This window comes from Streptomyces sp. NPDC050619 (assembly GCF_040654815.1).
Lineage (GTDB): Bacteria > Actinomycetota > Actinomycetes > Streptomycetales > Streptomycetaceae > Streptomyces.
Genome location: NZ_JBFAIR010000023.1, coordinates 63,130 through 79,802 on the forward strand (window position 1 = coordinate 63,130; position 16,673 = coordinate 79,802).

A 16,673-nucleotide genomic window follows, 5' to 3' on the forward strand; every position below is an offset into this window, starting at 1 on the left:
TCCTACCCTTCCCCCTGCGCGGAAGAATCCGCCGCCTCTCCCCGCCCGCCCGGAAGGCGGTACGGGTCGTCCCAGAGCAATGCCGCGTGGCGGCCGAGCGTAGAGGAGCCACCCCCAGCAGGATCCCCGCCCTCGGCCCCTATGCGCAACGACCTGACTGCGTCAGGTAACCGGTGTATGCCGGTACGCGAGGCCAGTTCCAGCAATTCGTTACGAAACGCCTCATCGACTCCCCCACGGCGATCCCACACCACGATCGGCACTCCGGCCCGCAGCGCCGCATCCAGCTCATCGACCCCTGAGCTCACGTTCTCCTGGCTGCCGGGCGGCTCGCTCAGCACGGCCATGACCGGATGCGGATGGGAGAGCAGACGGTCGTGGTGTTCGTCGGGGAACCAGTGGACCGGCCCTCGGCAGCCGGGCTTCAGGGCGTCCCAGCGTCTGGCCCAGCGTCCATGGGTGGCTCTGCCTTCCACTCTTTCGAGGCTGCGCAGGACCACCGGGTGGTCCTTTCCGAGTGTGGCGTCCGCGTTTCCGAATCCCTCCTTGGCCCAGGTCTCGACCGGCAGGTCCAGGAGATCCCTCGGGAGGACGAACTCCAGTGCGAGGTCTTCCTTGCACAGATAGGCCCACCCGGTCTCGGCCTCCTGCACCAGCGACTTCACCCGCTCGGGAAGGTCGTCCACGTCGACCTCCAGGTCCCCGCCCTTCACCGGGTACGGGTCCGGGCAACTGCCGTTCTGGCACCAGTAGGTCAGCTGCCGCACGCCCTCGTGCTCGGAGTAGAACAGGGGGCGCAGCCGGATCAGCAGCCAGGTGGACGGCGCCCAGACGGTGTCCGCGTCGAGTCCCGGCAGCGGCAGGGGCGGCGCGGGACTCCCCACGGCGCCGAAACCCTGAGCGGGCCGGCCGGGCGAGGGGTCGCCCTCCCCTCCGGCGGCCGCCGGCAGGACGGCGGCCGCGGAGCTGTCGGCCGCCGCGCTGCCGGGATACGCCTCGGGCCGGTCCCGGTGCTCCGCCGCCCACAGGAGCAGCTCCTGCTGCTGCTGGCCCTTCGCGTAGCGCGCGAGGTGCTCGACCAGGAGGACGCAGGGCAGCGGCCGGCCGGGGCGGGCGTTGAGGGTCGCGGCGTGCAGCACCGCCGACCACGGTTCCGCACAGTGCGCCGGCAGCGGATCGGGGCGGTCGCCCAGGGCCTCGCGGAACACCCCGGCGATATCGAGCACTTCGAGGCCGCCGAGCAGGTTCATCAGCCGTTCCCAGGTAGCCGCGGGGAAGAGCGGTACCTCGGCGAGGGCGATGGCGGTGCGCAGACGCGCCATGCCGCGGGTCTCTCCCTCCAGCATCGAGACCACGCCGCCCAGCACCTGGAGGCCGTCCGGATACGGCATCGCCTCGCGGAGCAGGAACATCAACGCGACACGGCGGCGGCTGGTCTCCGGCAGCACGATCCTGATGCCGAGCGCCCGGCCCACATGGCGCGCGCACTCGTGCAGCAGCGCCGGCTCCTCGAAGCAGGGGACGGCATCCAACGCGTCGAGCAGGACTTTCGGCGGCCCCCAGGACCCCTGGGAGTGGATCACGACGGCCCGCCTCCCGCGGCTGCCGGCCACACCTTCTCGAGCAGTTCGAGGGCCGCTCGGGCGGGCTGTGACGCGTCATCCAGCATCCGTACGGCGTCGACCAGGCCCTGTCTGCCGTCAGGGTGTTCGGCGCATGCCTGGACGAGGAAGAACAGCTGGAGCCGCGGCCGGGCATGGGTACGGATGGCACGCCGGACGCGGGGCGGCAGCAGGCCGCGCAGCGCCGCCGCGCCGTCGTCCTCGATCAGCGGCACGTTCAGGAGGGCGTCGGCGAGGGCGAACTGGTCCTTGTCGGAGGGCGGTTCGGCCCACCGCCGAGGCGGGGGCTCCAGTACCGGGGCCAGATCCGGCCACATGCGTGCCGCGGCCTCCAGCGGAAGCATCCAGGCCACCTTGGCCTGCTGGTCGGTGTACGCGGCGGTGACCATTCCGACGACCCGTTGTGCCGCCGGGTCCCACACACCGGCACCGCTGAATCCGTGGCCGACCTTCGCACCGGCGGAGCCGATCCCCTCCAACTGGATCCAGTCCCGGTACGGACCGCCGCGACCCACCAGCCGAGCCCGCGACCACAGCCCCTCGGGCGCCCCCAGGGGATGGCCGTACATGTTCACCTCGCGCCGGTCCGGCTCGCCGCACGGCCCGAGCCGCGCCGCGGCCGACTTGTCGGGAGGCGACCACGCCGTGCGTAACACGGCCAGGTCACCCCCGGCCCCGCCGGCGAGCGGCCCGGGAAACCAGCCGTCCGCTACGACGACCGCTTCGCCGGCCGTGACGTCCGCCCGCCCCGGCACATCGACCAGAACCGGCTCCGCCGGCGTCGCCCCCGGACTGCCCCGGCCCGGACCGACGGCCGACACCACGACGTGTGCGCAGGTCAGCACCACACCAGGCATCACCAGAATGCCGGCGCCCTGGACGACGCCACGCGGCGACAGGACGCGCACCCTCCCTAAGGCCGGCGCTTGAGCCGTCTCCCCCTTGGCCACTGCCATATCCCTTCCCCCGCATGGAGCCTCCGACGGAGAGCCCCACGAATGAACCAGCGTACGAAGCGCATGCGCTCGGCACACGGGCTGTGCGTATCCCGGAGCTTTACCGGATGGGGCACTCGTGAATCATCGGTGTGCGCGCGGGCGCGGGGTGACACGGAGACGGCGCACGCAGGGGCCTCAACGACGGTGCGTGTGCCCGCCGCCCGGGGCGGACGCCAGGCCGGCGCGCCCGCACCGCCGTTGAGGCCCCTGCGTCCTCGGCTACACCGCCCTCGTCGCCATCGCGCTGCTCTACATCTACCCCTGGGCAAGGCAGCGAGCTCACTGGTGGATCCGGCAGCGGCGGTCCGCTGTCACGAGAGGCGGCTTGGATCCGCAGCCGATGCCAGGATGCGCTCCAAGGAACGTTGACCCATCCGGCTCATGGGCGGGTTGCTTTCGACGTAGTACCAGACCAACCCCATCGCCTGAACGAAAGCCCACGCCTTACCGCGCTCCCATTCAAGGTCGTCGCACCCCAGGTGATCGCGGAGCATCTGCCGTGGCCCGGCCTCGAGCAGATGCCATGCGCTGATGAGATCCAGAGAAGGGTCAGCCGGCCCGAAGCCGCCAACGTCGAGAATCCCCGCAAGCCGGCCGGCGGACACGAGGACGTTGCCAGGGATCAGATCGCAATGGGCCATGACGTCCTCAGGCGCACCCCGCGGCAGATCGCGCACGGTTGCCCAGGTGCGGCGAAGCGCTGGGACATCCAGGAGTTGCTCACCGTGCCTGAAACAGGTCTCCATCCACGCGTCATGGGATCGCAGGTCGCCTCCTCGGCCTGTGCCGCCGAACCTGCGGCCACGTGTGTCGATCGCGCGCAGGTCGCCGATGAGATCGGCCAAGTCGCGGGCGAACGCGACCGATTCGCCTGGGTCCTCGTCGTCGGCCACGATCCCGGGCAGCCACGTCTGCACCGACCACGGAAGCGGGTAGCCTGCCCCGGGCTCACCGAGCGCGACCGGCTCGGGCGTGGGGAAACGCGTGCGACCTGCCAACTCGCGAGCCGCTTCCGCTTCGGTCTCCAACCCGCGACGCGTCGACTCGACGTCCGCGGACTCGAGAGGGAATCGAGCTGCGAACCGATCGCCGATGCGGAAGACGGCGTTGACCGTACCCTGCGCAGCGATGCCCCTGACCGGCAGGCTTCGCCACTCGGGAAACTGCTGCCCTACCAAGGTGCGCACCGTCTCAGGTGACACCGTCAGCTGGTTGGCGTGCATCTTCATGGTGGAAGCATCCGGTTCACGATCTTCAACGGCAACCCGTTTACTCGGCACATGAAAAGGGCGAGGCCCGTAGACCCCGCCCGCTACCAGCGCAACATCAGCTCACGGCCAGACAAGGCAATACGGCTGATGCCCCGCTTCATGCAACCGATGGCTGAAGCTCTCGGTAGTTCTCGCTGGTCGGCGCTGTTTCCCAGGCTCATGTGCCCTGGATGTGCCCCGACGGTCTCAGAAGGCCATCGGCTTGGCGAGCAGAATCGGTTGCTGCTCCAGCCCTTCAAGTACGAGATGGGGGATGACTTCGAGGGCGATGTCCAAGGCGTATTCCAGGGCCGCCGCGCTGCTGGACTTGTCGACGTCCAGGGCCTCGGACCACTTACGGGGCTGATAGCGGGACAGCATCGAGAAGCTGTACAGGAGCAGCCACCAGGACATGAGGGGCGTCGGAGGCGCCGTGGCGGGCTCGAACGAAGGTCGTAGGAAGCGGTCAGCGATGAAGCGGTAGGCGGGAGCCCTCGTGTCGAAGAAGGCGTCGATCTCTGCCTCCTCCATGCCCTGCTTGCCCCAGAGTTCTGTGCCTTGCAGGCCCGGGTACTTCGAGAGGAATGCCGCCAGCCAGGCTGTTCTGTCCGCCGGGGTGGGAATCTCCTCGTTCACACAGACCGACGCGCGCAAGTACTCGACTGGGGGAGCATGGCTGACCGACCTGTCCAGGTTCTCTTGGACGGATGGGTATCTATCGGCGTTAAAGACGACCGCAGGGGCGCTGGTCATCCCTTAGAGGGGCGCCTCTGTGAGCTCGGGAATCGAATTCCGCAGGGCCCCGAGGTTGATCGCATCTGACGTTCACTCGGATCCCGTGGCGTCGGACACCGCCTGGAAGGCGCCTTCCCCGTCGGGCCTGACGGCCACGTCGGGATGCTCGGTTCCATGTCGAGGATCTTGAGGCCGTGCTTGTTGAACGTCCACGTGCCTGGTGCATGGGTGGCAGTCATAGCGAGTCCGGCCTGCACGAGCCCGTAGTACAGGTTAATGGGGCGCGTGGCGGCGGAGACGACCTTCGCCGCGTTCATCTGCTCCTCGAACTGCTGCAGGGCAGCCGCGAACGTCTTCCTTCTGGATGCCGAGTCCTTGAGCTTGGTCTTGTCCGTCAGGCTCGTCCGGCGGTGGCGCAGCCCCACCCGAATCGCTGTTGTCCCGTCCATTCCTCCCGCTTTCGTCTGTGCGGGACAGTGTGCCCGGTCCTGGGGGAGACGGTGCAGGAACATAAATTACGGGTGCAGATGTGAGGCGACGGATCGACGCCGGACAGGTGGGAATGCAGGCGATCCGTGGCGGAGGCAGGCAAGGTCATGCCGTCGGGCTGTCGCTCTCGGTTTGGCTGACCAGCGAAGAAAACGCAAGTTTGCAGCCAGTCATTGGTCCGATCCGAGTGAGGGATCGGGGCCGAAGTCGTCTACCTCCATCGTGGCGTGGCCGCCGGGTGGGCTGGTGAGTCTGCCTTGGACACGGACAGGGATGCCGTCGTCGTGGCAGCGCACGGCCGTGTGGTAGTTGCTGTCGGGCAGGTCCATCCAGACGGTCCTGCTACGTCGTTTGATGAGTGTCTGGACCCCTACCCGGCCGGTTTCGTCCTCTGGGTGGCGGCTGAGATCGGTGACGATGCCGTAGATCAGATGTCGGCTTGTGTAGATGCGGGTCTTCAACTGCGCGGAGACTCGGTCCACGATGTCGATCGCTGCCTGGTTGAACTCCACCTGCGGGGGAGTGCCAGGCGGTGGCGAGGCCACCCGGGACCAGTTGAAGGAGACGTCGAGGGAGCCGACGGAGTCTGTGTTCACCACCTTGCTGAGAGCTTGGCACAGCTCATAGGAGACGCCTTCGCCGATCGAATCGGAGATTTCACTCGGGGTGGGCTCCCGCTCCGCGCTCGCCATGTCTTCGAGTACGCCGAGGGCGCGGGACATCGTGGCAGTGACGCGTCGGTCGAAGAGTGTTTCCTCCACCCCGACCTCGATGTGCTCTTGACCTGGGGAGTACATGTCCTCGGGGGAGCGTGCCTGGCTGATGATGGGAACGATGTACGACCCCCGACGAGTCTGCCCCAGACGGACTTCCCGTGCCTGTTCCCGTGCCCGGGTCGGGAAGTTCCGGAAGTGGCCCTGCCGTCGGATGGTGGCGGCTGCGGACGCTACACGAAGGCGCTTGGCGGAGATGAACAATTCGTAGCCGGCCTCCAAGGGGATCGAGCCGTCACTGAGTGAGGGGTGGGAGGCCCTGAGATCTGTGACGTCGTTGAAGACGGTGGCGACGGCATCGTGGACGGTTCGCATGTCCTGGGATTCGATGCGTGCCAGATCTGCCAGGAGTATCTGGGTCCGCTTGGCGAAGTCCGGGGCTCCTGGCTTCATGGGGACCAGGACGACCTCGTCTGCCGGTCCGGGCAGAGTCCACAGTTCCGCGACGACGCCACCGGAAACCGGAGTCCAGCCGGTGACCTTGAGATAGCTGCGGATCTCCTCGGGACCGAAGTCGGGCTCACTGTGCACCACCTCAGTCCACCTCCCGACCGATGGCATTGGTCAGCCGACGCGCCGCGTCGAACATGGTCCCCATGGCTTTCACCGTGAGTGGCTGGTGCTCGGGGAGGCTGATCGCTGTAGTGACGCTGCCGTTGGCCTTCCCCTTGCCCTGTAAGGACGCCCAATAGCCATGGCAGGCCAGGACGATCGCTTCCGGCTGATGAGTCACCCAGCGGCCGATATCCGGGGGGACTATCAGTAGGGCGAGGTGGCCGGGAGCCGAGCGTTCGGGGTCACGCAGCTTGTCGTACGTCTCGATGTCGAGGTCGAAGCTGTAGCCGCCGCGGACGATGCGAGGGCTCTGTGTGCACTTGAGCTGGATGTCGACCATCAGGCCGTGCGAGCGCAGGGTGACGTCGACGCCGTCTTTGTCGACGTTCCAGTCGCAGATCGTGTAACCGCCCTGGGTGGCAAGGACATGCACATAGGCACGGCTGACTTGTTCCTTCTGCCAGCTCGTCGCCTCTGTGGCCACTGGTCCCCCTCCCCTTGGCGTGATCGCGAGGATAGGCGGAGGGGGACTTCGGGGGAATAGGGCCTCGCGTACATGCTGGTTCCGTGTCAGGTCATGCGGTGGCGCATCCCACCAGACGCAGAGGCCCCCTAGACCAATGGTGAGGCCGAGGTAGATCAGCAGTGTCAGGCCAGTTCCGCCGCCAGGGCGCGAAGAGCGGGGACGAGTTCGGGATGGTCTCCGCGCTGCGCCGACTGCAAGAGCTCGGTGATGACGATGATTTGTGCGACGCGTCCGGGCTCCGTCTTGAGGACAGGGAAGGTGTCGCGAACGCGCTGAGCGAAGCCGGGGACGAGCAGCGAGTAGGCCAGCAGCATGGCCTCGTCGTAACCGGTCGGCGCCAGGCCGAAACCCTCCCAGTCGAGCAGGTAGGGGGTGGTGCTCGTGAGATTGGCGGTGTGCAGGTCTCCGTGGGCCGACGCCCAGTCCGTGATCCGAGGGCCGGGCATGTCGAGGAAGCGCGGGACGCTGCGGTCTACCCACTCCTGCCGTACGGCCACTCGATCCGTAGGAACTGTGCTCACGTACTCCAGGTCGGTGCGGAGCGAGTCCCACCATGCGGTCGGCGGATCCGGATCCAGGCGCATGACGGGGCTGAGGGATAGGACAGGTTCGGCGACGTACTGGTGCAGCTCCGCCAGGTAGGCGTATCCGTCGTTCCTCGCTTCCGTGGTGTCGTAGAGCAGTGGTTTGTGGACGCGTCCGTCGAACAGGGCGGCGGCCTGGAGGTTGCCGTCCCAGATCTTTCCTGCGGCTTTGTCCTGCGGTGCGGAGAGGAGCCGCAGCCAGCAGGCGCCTCGGTCCGGGTGCTGGACGCGGCTGCTGAGGGTGCGGCCGTGCCAGCCCCAGACTTCTGGACCGGCGATCGTGATGCCCAGCGTCTGAGCAGACTGCGCGAATGCCCGACGCATACGGTGCTGGTCGGCGGGGTCAGTCGGCGGCGAGTACATCCAGCACCTTTCGCAGCGGCGCGATGGGGACGGCCGGCTCTTGGAGGGCGGCTTGGGCTTCGGCCCAGTGTGCCGGGGTGGAGGCGGAGAGCAGAATCCGTGTCACCCCGGGGCAGGAGGCCGCTGCCAGTAGGCATGCCTGGGGGATGGTGAGATCCGGGCTGACGAGCGTGGTGAGGTCGCGCGTGGCCAGTTGGGGCAGTTCGCCGCCGAACAGGGGTGCTGAGGCGAATACCTGCCATCCGAGGTCGGCGGCCTGAGCGATGGGGCCCTTGCCATCCAGGGCCTGGGCGAAGGCGGTCGCGGTGACGAGGGATACGGGCAGTTGGACGGCGCGCAGGTGGTGCTGTTCCGTGCCGGCGACTTCGACGGCCAACTGGTGCAGGGCGGGGATGCTCAGGGCACCGGTGTCGAAGCCGTCCCAGGTGGCGACGCCGTATGACGTGAGGGTTCCGGCTGCTGTTTCCGCTTCGAGGGCGGTGAAGGCGTCGCGCAGGGCTTCGTACGGGTCGCCGTTAGTGTGCTCGGGGTTGTGGGCGAAGACGAGGTCCAAGTGGTCGCGGCCGAGTTCGGTGCGGTTAAGGGCGCACTGCCAGTGGACGTACGGGGTGCTCAGGCAGTGTCCGCGATCCGCGTCTTGGGCGGTGAGACTTCCGTCGGAAACGGCGTCTTTGGTGGCCTGGGCGGTGAGGAATCCGACTTTGGTGGAGACCGGGACGGGATGCCGAACCAGAACGGGGGCGAGCAGCGGCTGGGCCTGCCCATTCAGGTAGTTGGGCGCGGTATCGATCCACGCGGTAGCGGGGTCGGCAGCCGCGCGGGCGACGGCCTCGGTCAGCGCGGAGGGGCGGACGCGGTAGGTGCCCAACCCGAGAGAGGCCGTTGTCATCGCTCATCTCCTTCTACCGTGATCGCTTGGCCGTCCATCAGCTCGAAGACGACGGCTGCCACGTCCGCGACGGAGATTCCAGCGGCTGCTGCCAGCTCGCCGAGGGACACCGCGCCGGGTGCGGCGGACACCAGGCTCTGGAGCAGCGGCAGGGCCTCCTTCGCCATCTCCCACTCGTTGTCGCAGGCCCGGAACACCAAGCCGTCCCCGTTGGCTGCGTGCTCCAGGCGGGCGCGTGTGGTGGTCAGCCTGACGCGCACCTCTGGGTCGGCAGGGACGCCGGTGATGTGAGGCAGGCTCGGCCGCAGACGGGTGAGGTCGGTGCCGTCGCGCATTGCCGTGTACCGGCCGATGAGATCCGGGTTTTCCAACGCGGCGGTGACTTCCTTGCGCAGCCGCTCCAGGTAGGCGGCCTGCTGCGCGGCGGTCGCGTGCGCGGGCAGGTCCTCGCGCAGGACGTCGTGGCGGCGCAGGTCGTCGGCGAGCCAGGTCAGGAGTTGGGCGCCGGTGGTGGTCTGGATGCCGAAGGTGAGGTGGAGGGAGTGTTCGCCTTCGGAGGCGGCCACCGAGTGCCACCAGCCGCGCGGGAGATACAGCAGGTCCCCGGGGCGCAGGACCAGTTCCGCGACCGGTTCCTCCGGGGGTGGCTCGGGTTCGACGGTGTCCTTGTACATGGGGGCGGTGCGGGTGGGGCCGTACAGCTTCCAGCGCTTCGCGCCGTCGATCTGGATGACGATCACGTCGTGGTCGTCCCAGTGGACGCCGAAGCCCTCGCGGGCGGTCCAGGACGCGTACAGGTTGGCCTGCACCCCGGTGCACAGCCACTGTTCCAGTTCCATGGCTGCGCGGCCGACGGGCGGGTGGAGCTCGTCGACGGCATCGGTGATCAGGGAGGCGCCCTCGGCGAGGCGAGCGTGCAGTTTGGCGGGGTGCAGACGTTGCCAGACGGTGTGCCGGCGGGTGGTGACCGGGGCGGTGTAGCGGTGGGCGGGCAGCATCTCGCCGTCTACGGACAGACGCAGCCGGGGCGGCTCCAGGCGGTGGGTGGCCAGGACGGTGTTGACGTCGTCCCAGGTGATCAGCTCACCCGGGTTCGGGAGAGCGGCGGGAATGTGGCGGTATTGGCGGTGGAGCACCTGGGCCAGGAACTCGTCCTGGCCCAAGTGGGCCGCCAGGTTCAGCGGCGACAACGCTTCTCCTCCTGGATCAGTCGTTGCCGTCGGTGCGGCCGGTGCTGCCGCCGTCGGACGGGGTGACACCGCGCTCGCGGGCGGCCTGGATCCGGCGGCGGGCCTTGACCAGTCCGGGCTGGGCCGGACCGGTCGTCGGGCTGGGGGCCGTGTTGTTCGGCATTGTTCCTCCTCGGAGTTGGGGACGAAGTGGCCATGCGGACCCGCTCCGGGCGGCGCTCGACCTGTCCATGGGTTCGGGCGGTTGATCTGTCCGGAACGGGGTTTGCGGCCCGTCCCTGCCGGGGCTTCCCGGAGCTGGGGGAATCTCGATCGGCTATGTCCGGCAGGGACGGGAACTCATCGGTCGGCCGCGGCGGGGGAGAACGCGACGCCGATCACGAAGCCGCACGAGGCGGCGATCGCGGTGATCAGTAGTGGTCCTGCGAAATGACACAGCCAGGCCACCGGGTGTCGGCCGCAGTGCTGCAGCACCCAGTTCTGGGGCTCGGCGAAGTCTTCGCTGGGCGGCGATGTCTCGCCGTCCACGGCGCACTGCATCGCGTAAGTGGTCGGCTCGGCATCGGGTTCCCGGTCGGGTTCGATCGTCCAGGTCTCGTGCGCAGGATGCGCCTGGGCTCATCGTCCCCACCGTCCGTTCGCTACGGCCACCTTGGCGCTCAGCTCCTCGGCCTGGGTGGGATGGCGAATTTCCGTGGGGGGAACGTCCCACTCTCTGCCGCCTTTCAGCGGGCGGAGTTGGACGTAGGGCCCCGCGTGCCCCATGACCACGCCCACTTGGCCGCTGCGTTTGTCGACCATCAGCGTCCCCGCGTCGGCCTGTTCGGCGTCCGTCACATCGGTCACCTCCTCGGGGCGCGGGCACATGAGACGGGCTCGCTGGTCTTGGGAAGAGCGGCGGATGTCGGGTGTGCGGCGAAACCGCCGGGTAGGGCGAAACGGGGATCCCCCAGGGCACGCAGGAGCCTGCGGTCCCCGGTGAAGCACGTGCGGGCGTGCAGCCAGCGGTGGTTGTCCAGCAGATAGCCCTGTCCGGCCTGGAGCAGGAGGCGGTACTGGCTGGCGGCGATGGCGCTGCGGAGGACGGGGAGGTAGGGCTGGACGATGGGACTCCAGCGAGCCAGACCGTCCTGGCGCAGCCGTATGGAGAAACGGCCGTCGGCCTGGACGGTGAAGACCTGGGTGGCATGGCCGGAGCCCGCGCCGAAGTAGGCGGTCCTGGGCTGGCAGAGTGCGACTGCTGCGTCTTGGTTCTCGCTCATGAGTCGGGCGTGGACTTCGCGTCCGTCGGCGAGGAGGGTCTCGCCGCCTGCGGACGCCGGCTGCAGGCATACCAGGAGGATCACGCGTGGCGGCGTGGGGGTGCCCGACCGTTCGGTGTGGGCCTGCAGTTCGCCACTGCCGAGGCCACCGAAGCCGGCACGGTGGGCGTGGCTGCCCGTGTCGTGGATCAGGGTCAGGCAGTCCGGGGCGCCGTGCGGGTGAGGTGTGATCACCATCATCCGCGAGGCGAACGCCAGAATCTCCTGCCGGGTCGTCAGTCCGTTGAGGGTGACCAGGCCGGTCTCACGAAGCTGTGCGGCGATCACGTCACTGGCGTGCGGGGCGCGGAGGTCGACGTAGTGGTCCGAGAAGAGCGTCTCGGAGCCTGCGGAGGCGTCGAGCATCGCCGTACTCCTTCGATCGGGGTCGGTGTGATCAGAGTGGGGAGGCGGGGTGGTCTGGGTAAAGCGACAGACTGTCGACTCGGACAAATCGGTCGGCTGGGCAGTGCGCTGAAGGGAGCGTGCTACGTTCCGAAGACCCGGCTCGCACACCGCAGGACGAGGACTGTCATGACGTACACGCCGCCGCTCTGGCCCGTCTCCGTGAAGGGCGTTGCGCTCGACGCGAGTGATCGCGTGTTGCTGCTGCGGAACGAGCGTGATGAGTGGGAGCTGCCCGGAGGCCGCCTGGAGATCGGCAGCCCTGATGGCGAACAACTGCCGGATAGTAGCCCTGAGTCGGCGCTGGAGCGTGAGATCCAGGAGGAGACCGGCTGGGAGGTCAAGGCCGGCCCGCTCATCGACGGCAGTGTGTGGGTCTACCAGCCCATCCCGGGGCGACGGGTGCTGATCGTGACCTACGGCTGCACCGTGTTGACCCCCGAGCGACCGCCTGTTGTCAGTCATGAGCACAAGCAGCTGGGCCTGTTCACCGCCGACGATGTACCGGAGCTGAACATGCCGGACGGCTACAAGCGGGCCATCGCCGCTTGGTACGGCGGCAGGCCCGGCGGCCCGGCAGCCCGGGACGACTACGAGCGGCTGTAGCCGACGATGGCCGGGGGCGAGATCGCGAAGCGAGCGGGTGAAAGCATGCGCCCGCCTCCCCGGCCCTCGGCCCGGCACGCCCAGTGGCACTGGGCGACACCGCAGGCCCAACTCGCACTGGCCGCAGGGGATCTGGCCGGCATCTTTCGCTTCTACCGACAGGTGCACGGCCTGAACCAGACGGCCCTCGCTGAACTCCTCGGCTACGACAAGACCTACATCTCCGCCTTGGAGTTGGGGAAGCGCGCCCTCGATGACATCGGCTCCCGGCGCCGTGTCTGCGAGGCTCTGCGATTGCCTCCCCACGTCCTCGGCATCACCGACCCTGCCGACACGGACCACCGGGCGATGTTGCAGTTCGGCGAGTCGACCGTCCGGCTCGCCGAGATCGCCCGCCAGTCCGGCCACGCCTCCGAAGCCGTCTCGGAGCTGTGGCCGCTCGTTGCTCGGCTCGAATCGCGTGTCGACGACGGCCACACCGAGCGGGACGTTCTGCAACTGCTCACCCGGGCCCGCGTCGGTCTCGGCGTCGCCCTGGGCAACGTTCTGCCGGAGGAACGCCTTGCCACTGCCGCCCGCTGGACGGCCAAGAGCCTTGACATGGCCGAGTATTTCGAGGACCCGGGCATGACCTCGTACGTGCTGCGCATGCACGGCAACGAGCTGCGCAAGGCCAACCTAGGGGGCGCGGCGGTCCAGCGGTTGTGCCGCGCTGCCGCCACCGCGCCTGACGAAAACGCCCGCGCTGCCGCGCTGCCGCTGCTCGCCCGGGCCGCCGGCGGGCTGGGCAACGGCGAACTGTTCGACCGGGTGATGCGGGAGACTGACGCCCTGCTCGACCGTGTCGACCACACCAGCTTGTTCAATCCCTTCTCCCTCCATGAGATCCGCCTGCGCGGTCTCGTCTCAACGGGGCGCACCGACATGGCTATGCGACTGGTGGAACACAGTCCAGTGCCCACCACTGTCGTGGCTCCACAGTGGCGCGTCATCGAACTGATCACTGTCGCGCACGTCCAACTACTCGCCAACGACACGGGCGGCGCCGCCCAGTCGCTCGATACCGCAACCCAGGAGGCCGTTGTGCAGCGCCTCCCTCATCAGCTACAGCGGATTATGCGAACTGCGGGGCCACGGCTCCCTGCTCAGCAGGCCGCCGCTTCGCAGTCACTGGACCGGATACGCAGCGAGATGGCCGCTTGATCCAGGTCAGGGCGGGTAGTTGGGCCGTGGCTCAGGAACTGATCGTCCTTGTCAGGCGCCGCCGGGTCGACTGTTCAGCGCCGATGCCCTTGCGGCGGCTGCCGTGGAGGCCACGTCGCGGTGTCTTGAGCGGTGTGGAGGGCTTTGCTGCCTGGGCGCGAGGGCCGGGTGCGTGGCGTTGGCCGAGGCGCTGGATACGCCAGATCAGCGCGCCGGCGGGACTGCGGGCGTCGTCCAGAGTGCGCTGGCTGAGGCTTGGTCGAGGATCGCGGCCGCGTTGCGCCCCGTTGCTTCCGCCTCGGCGAGCACCGTGGCGAGGGCGTCCCAGGTGCGGTCTTGAATGATGCGTTCGGCGTGCTCGGGTACGGCCTGCTGCAGGCGGTGGGCGTAGCGGCGCTTGGTCTGGAGGCCGGGCGCGTGGCGAGGTTGTCCAGCACCGGCCCGGCGATCTGCACGTAAGCGGTCTGCAGGTGGACGAGTGCCTGTTCGGCTGCTGCCTCCTGTTGGGCGTGCTGGCGGGTGCGGAGCCAGTGCGCCGCGAAGGCCACCGCGGTGAGCACCGCGTCCAGGAGCATCGCCAGCCCGGCTCCGTCGCCATGTGGGGGCGGGTTGCGCCAGATTTCCTGGACGCTGCGGCGCAGGACGTGGGCGCTGGCGTGGTCGGCGGCGATGCGGGAGCGGGTGGCGCGCTCGAAGGCGGTGGCGGCCCGTTCGAGGCCGGCCGGACCGCGACCGGGAGCAGGTCGAGGGCTGCGCCGAGCGCGGCCAGCTGGCCTTGGGTGCCCTGGCCGCCGACGGCCCCTCTCCCGCACTGAAAAGGGCGAGGCCCGAAGACCCCGCCCGCTACCAGCGCCCCAGCTCACGGCCAGACAAGGCAATAAGGCTGATGCCCCGCCTCATGCAACCTGTGGCTGAAGTCCTGCCACTCATGCAGCAGTTGGTACACATTGAACGCATCCCGCGGCCCGCCCCGATCCGGCACCGTCGACCAGATGAAGGCCGCCGCGCCGACCGCCTCCTCGCCTATGCCGCGCAGGGGGTCGACGACCGTCATGGGGAGTTTCACGACCGCGTAGTCGGGGTGCAGGACCACCAGTTCCAGTGGGGGGACCTTGTTCAGTGGGACGCCCTCGATGCCCGTCAGGACCATCGCCGCCATCGTCTCCGGCTTGATCTTGGTGAACATGCCGTTCATCCCGAGTTCGTCGCCGCCGAGTTCCTCGGGGCGCATCGAGATCGGGACGCGGGCCGCTGTCGCGCCGTCGGGCGCGCCGAAGTACTTGTACGTCACCCCCACCCGACCACCATTCCTGCTCCCCGCCCTCAGCTGGTCGATCCGTCGCTCGGCCCGCTCGGGCTCCTCACTCGGTACACCCGGTACAACGTGTCCCTGACGTACTTCGTTCGATTCCTCCGCGTCGCGCCGGTGCCTTCCCCGTTGGGCACGTCGAGGACCCAGGTCGTCAGTCCCCTCGCCCAGTCCGCCACCGCGATGCATATCTCCACCCGACTGCTTTTCTAGGACGCGCGACCCCCGCCGCGCAACCCGATCATCGTGTCAGTGACCTCCCCCACGGCCGCCCGCCGAAACGTGCGCTGAAACACCTGTCCGCAGGATCTTCGCAGGCCCTGAACAAGCCGCTCCGCATCATGTCCACACCATGCTGCCCGTGAGCTGTGTGTATCAGGTCCCAGTTTCGCAGATCGCGGTGGGTCGGGGGCCGGATGCGACTGGCTGCCCGGTCAGCAGTGGCTCGGTGGTGGCCGATGTCACCGACTCCCGCTGGCCTACCCTGAGGAAGTCACTGGCAACCGGAGTCCGAGAAGTCGGAGAAGGTCGGAGAAGTCGCAGGACATGAGCGAATTGCCCTTTTCATACGATGCGCCTGTCTCGCAGGCTCTGTTCGACCGTGCGGCCGCCGTCACGCCCGGCGGCGTGAACTCCCCGGTGCGCGCTTTCCGCGCCGTGGGCGGAACGCCCCGGTTCATGGTGTCCGGCAGCGGTCCGTACCTCAAGGACGCCGACGGTCGTGAGTACGTCGACCTCGTCTGTTCCTGGGGCCCCATGATCCTCGGGCACGCGCACCCCGAGGTCATCGCCGCCGTACAGGACGCCGTCGCGCGCGGGACCTCCTTCGGTACGCCCGCCGAGGGCGAGGTCGCGCTCGCCGAGGAGATGGTCGACCGGGTCGGGCCCCTGGAGCAGGTGCGGCTCGTGTCCAGCGGGACCGAGGCGACCATGTCGGCCATCCGGCTGGCCCGCGGGTTCACCCAGCGGTCCAAGGTGATCAAGTTCGCCGGGTGCTATCACGGGCACGTCGACTCGCTGCTCGCCGCCGCCGGGTCCGGTGTCGCCACCTTCGCGCTGCCCGACACCCCCGGTGTCACCGGCGCCCAGGCCGGCGACACCATCGTCCTGCCCTACAACGACCTCGACGCCGTGCACGCCGCCTTCGCGGCCCACCCCGGCGAGATCGCCTGCCTGATCACCGAGGCCTCCCCGGGCAACATGGGCATCGTGCCGCCCATGCCCGGCTTCAACCAGGGGCTGAAGGACGCGTGCGCGCAGAACGGCGCCCTGTACATCTCCGACGAGGTCATGACCGGGTTCCGGACCAGTCGGAGCGGGTGGTACGGCATCGACCGGGTCCGGCCCGACCTGATGACCTTCGGCAAGGTCATGGGCGGTGGGTTCCCCGCGGCCGCCTTCGGGGGGCGTGCCGATGTCATGGCGCACCTCGCGCCCGCCGGCCCGGTTTACCAGGCCGGCACCCTCTCCGGTAACCCCGTCGCCACCGCCGCCGGTCTCGCCCAGCTGCGGCTCCTCGACGACGCGGCCTACGCCCGGATCGACGCCGTATCGACGCAGCTCCAGGCGCTGGTCTCCGAGGCGCTCAGCAAGGAGAGCGTCGCGCACACCGTGCAGAGCGCCTCCAGCATGTTCTCCGTCTTCTTCACGGACCGCCCGGTCCGCAACTACGAGGACGCCAAGGCGCAGGAGTCGTACCGCTTCACCGCCTTCTTCCACTCGTTGCTGGCGAACGGCGTCTATCTGCCGCCGTCGTCCTTCGAGTCCTGGTTCGTGTCCACGGCCCACGACGAGCGGGCCATCCAGCGGATCGCCGACGCCCTCCCGGCGGCGGCCCGAGCGGCTGCGGAGGCCACCGCGTGAGCACCACCCCTG

17 protein-coding genes are annotated in these 16,673 nt (G+C 68.7%); 3 read left to right on the forward strand and 14 right to left on the reverse strand.

Annotated elements, in window-relative coordinates:
* Positions 1 to 2 precede the first annotated feature (2 nt).
* The 13 genes from AB0I77_RS32455 to AB0I77_RS32515 form a co-directional block, all read right to left on the reverse strand.
* A complete protein-coding gene (locus tag AB0I77_RS32455; RefSeq protein WP_363286297.1) occupies positions 3 to 1,583 on the reverse strand; it encodes a hypothetical protein in 1,581 nt (526 codons plus the stop codon).
* Positions 1,580 to 2,530, reverse strand: a complete 951-nt coding sequence (locus AB0I77_RS32460) for a trypsin-like peptidase domain-containing protein (RefSeq protein ID WP_363286298.1) — start codon at positions 2,528 to 2,530, stop codon at positions 1,580 to 1,582. Before AB0I77_RS32460 ends, AB0I77_RS32455 begins: the two co-directional genes overlap by 4 nt.
* Before the next feature lie 401 nt (positions 2,531 to 2,931).
* Entirely contained in the window at positions 2,932 to 3,849 is a 918-nt protein-coding gene (locus tag AB0I77_RS32465; protein ID WP_363286299.1) for an aminoglycoside phosphotransferase family protein, read from the reverse strand.
* Positions 3,850 to 4,077: 228 nt separating this feature from the next.
* Positions 4,078 to 4,506 carry a hypothetical protein gene (locus AB0I77_RS32470; RefSeq protein WP_363286300.1) on the reverse strand — a complete coding sequence of 143 codons (429 nt, stop codon included), beginning with the start codon at positions 4,504 to 4,506 and terminating at the stop codon, positions 4,078 to 4,080.
* A 758-nt stretch (positions 4,507 to 5,264) separates the two neighbouring features.
* Entirely contained in the window at positions 5,265 to 6,401 is a 1,137-nt protein-coding gene (locus AB0I77_RS32475; protein ID WP_363286301.1) for a hypothetical protein, read from the reverse strand.
* Between the two features lies 1 nt (position 6,402).
* On the reverse strand, positions 6,403 to 6,906 hold the full coding sequence (locus AB0I77_RS32480; protein ID WP_363286302.1) for a DUF4365 domain-containing protein: 504 nt from the start codon (positions 6,904 to 6,906) through the stop codon (positions 6,403 to 6,405).
* Positions 6,907 to 7,070: 164 nt separating this feature from the next.
* A complete protein-coding gene (locus AB0I77_RS32485; protein WP_363286303.1) occupies positions 7,071 to 7,856 on the reverse strand; it encodes a hypothetical protein in 786 nt (261 codons plus the stop codon).
* A gap of 19 nt (positions 7,857 to 7,875) precedes the next feature.
* Positions 7,876 to 8,784 (reverse strand): aldo/keto reductase, encoded by a 909-nt coding sequence (locus AB0I77_RS32490; RefSeq protein WP_363286304.1) that lies wholly within the window; start codon positions 8,782 to 8,784, stop codon positions 7,876 to 7,878.
* Positions 8,781 to 9,974 (reverse strand): cupin domain-containing protein, encoded by a 1,194-nt coding sequence (locus tag AB0I77_RS32495; protein WP_363286305.1) that lies wholly within the window; start codon positions 9,972 to 9,974, stop codon positions 8,781 to 8,783. The genes AB0I77_RS32490 and AB0I77_RS32495 overlap by 4 nt, the downstream gene beginning before the upstream one ends.
* 16 nt (positions 9,975 to 9,990) lie before the next feature.
* Positions 9,991 to 10,137: a hypothetical protein gene (locus AB0I77_RS32500; protein WP_363286306.1), complete on the reverse strand. Its 147-nt coding sequence runs from the start codon at positions 10,135 to 10,137 to the stop codon at positions 9,991 to 9,993.
* A gap of 176 nt (positions 10,138 to 10,313) precedes the next feature.
* Complete coding sequence (locus tag AB0I77_RS32505) at positions 10,314 to 10,502, reverse strand: hypothetical protein (RefSeq protein ID WP_363286307.1); 189 nt, start codon at positions 10,500 to 10,502, stop codon at positions 10,314 to 10,316.
* 90 nt (positions 10,503 to 10,592) lie between these two features.
* A complete protein-coding gene (locus AB0I77_RS32510; RefSeq protein ID WP_363286409.1) occupies positions 10,593 to 10,775 on the reverse strand; it encodes a hypothetical protein in 183 nt (60 codons plus the stop codon).
* A gap of 41 nt (positions 10,776 to 10,816) precedes the next feature.
* Complete coding sequence (locus AB0I77_RS32515; protein ID WP_363286308.1) at positions 10,817 to 11,641, reverse strand: TauD/TfdA family dioxygenase; 825 nt, start codon at positions 11,639 to 11,641, stop codon at positions 10,817 to 10,819.
* Positions 11,642 to 11,809: 168 nt separating this feature from the next.
* Here AB0I77_RS32515 and AB0I77_RS32520 point away from each other — a divergent pair, with 168 nt between their 5' ends.
* A complete protein-coding gene (locus AB0I77_RS32520; protein ID WP_363286309.1) occupies positions 11,810 to 12,286 on the forward strand; it encodes an NUDIX domain-containing protein in 477 nt (158 codons plus the stop codon).
* Positions 12,287 to 12,331: 45 nt separating this feature from the next.
* Complete coding sequence (locus AB0I77_RS32525) at positions 12,332 to 13,489, forward strand: helix-turn-helix domain-containing protein (RefSeq protein ID WP_363286310.1); 1,158 nt, start codon at positions 12,332 to 12,334, stop codon at positions 13,487 to 13,489.
* Positions 13,490 to 14,348: 859 nt separating this feature from the next.
* Here the strand turns inward: AB0I77_RS32525 and AB0I77_RS32530 are convergent.
* A complete protein-coding gene (locus AB0I77_RS32530; protein WP_019061278.1) occupies positions 14,349 to 14,786 on the reverse strand; it encodes a hypothetical protein in 438 nt (145 codons plus the stop codon).
* Between the two features lie 558 nt (positions 14,787 to 15,344).
* On the opposite strand from AB0I77_RS32530, the gene hemL reads away from it, so the two are divergent.
* Positions 15,345 to 16,661, forward strand: coding sequence for a glutamate-1-semialdehyde 2,1-aminomutase (gene hemL / locus AB0I77_RS32535; RefSeq protein ID WP_363286311.1), 1,317 nt, complete (start codon positions 15,345 to 15,347; stop codon positions 16,659 to 16,661).
* Positions 16,662 to 16,673: the final 12 nt, after the last annotated feature.

What these genes read in the sequence shown, in the direction of transcription:
- AB0I77_RS32490 (WP_363286304.1), bottom strand. Translation starts at nt 8,784, where the DNA reads ATGACAACGGCCTCTCTCGGGTTGGGCACCTACCGCGTCCGCCCCTCC.
- AB0I77_RS32465 (WP_363286299.1), bottom strand. Translation starts at nt 3,849, where the DNA reads ATGAAGATGCACGCCAACCAGCTGACGGTGTCACCTGAGACGGTGCGC.
- AB0I77_RS32500 (WP_363286306.1), bottom strand. Translation starts at nt 10,137, where the DNA reads ATGCCGAACAACACGGCCCCCAGCCCGACGACCGGTCCGGCCCAGCCC.
- AB0I77_RS32515 (WP_363286308.1), bottom strand. Translation starts at nt 11,641, where the DNA reads ATGCTCGACGCCTCCGCAGGCTCCGAGACGCTCTTCTCGGACCACTAC.
- AB0I77_RS32510 (WP_363286409.1), bottom strand. Translation starts at nt 10,775, where the DNA reads ATGGTCGACAAACGCAGCGGCCAAGTGGGCGTGGTCATGGGGCACGCG.
- AB0I77_RS32485 (WP_363286303.1), bottom strand. Translation starts at nt 7,856, where the DNA reads ATGCGTCGGGCATTCGCGCAGTCTGCTCAGACGCTGGGCATCACGATC.
- hemL (WP_363286311.1), top strand. Translation starts at nt 15,345, where the DNA reads ATGAGCGAATTGCCCTTTTCATACGATGCGCCTGTCTCGCAGGCTCTG.
- AB0I77_RS32520 (WP_363286309.1), top strand. Translation starts at nt 11,810, where the DNA reads ATGACGTACACGCCGCCGCTCTGGCCCGTCTCCGTGAAGGGCGTTGCG.
- AB0I77_RS32525 (WP_363286310.1), top strand. Translation starts at nt 12,332, where the DNA reads ATGCGCCCGCCTCCCCGGCCCTCGGCCCGGCACGCCCAGTGGCACTGG.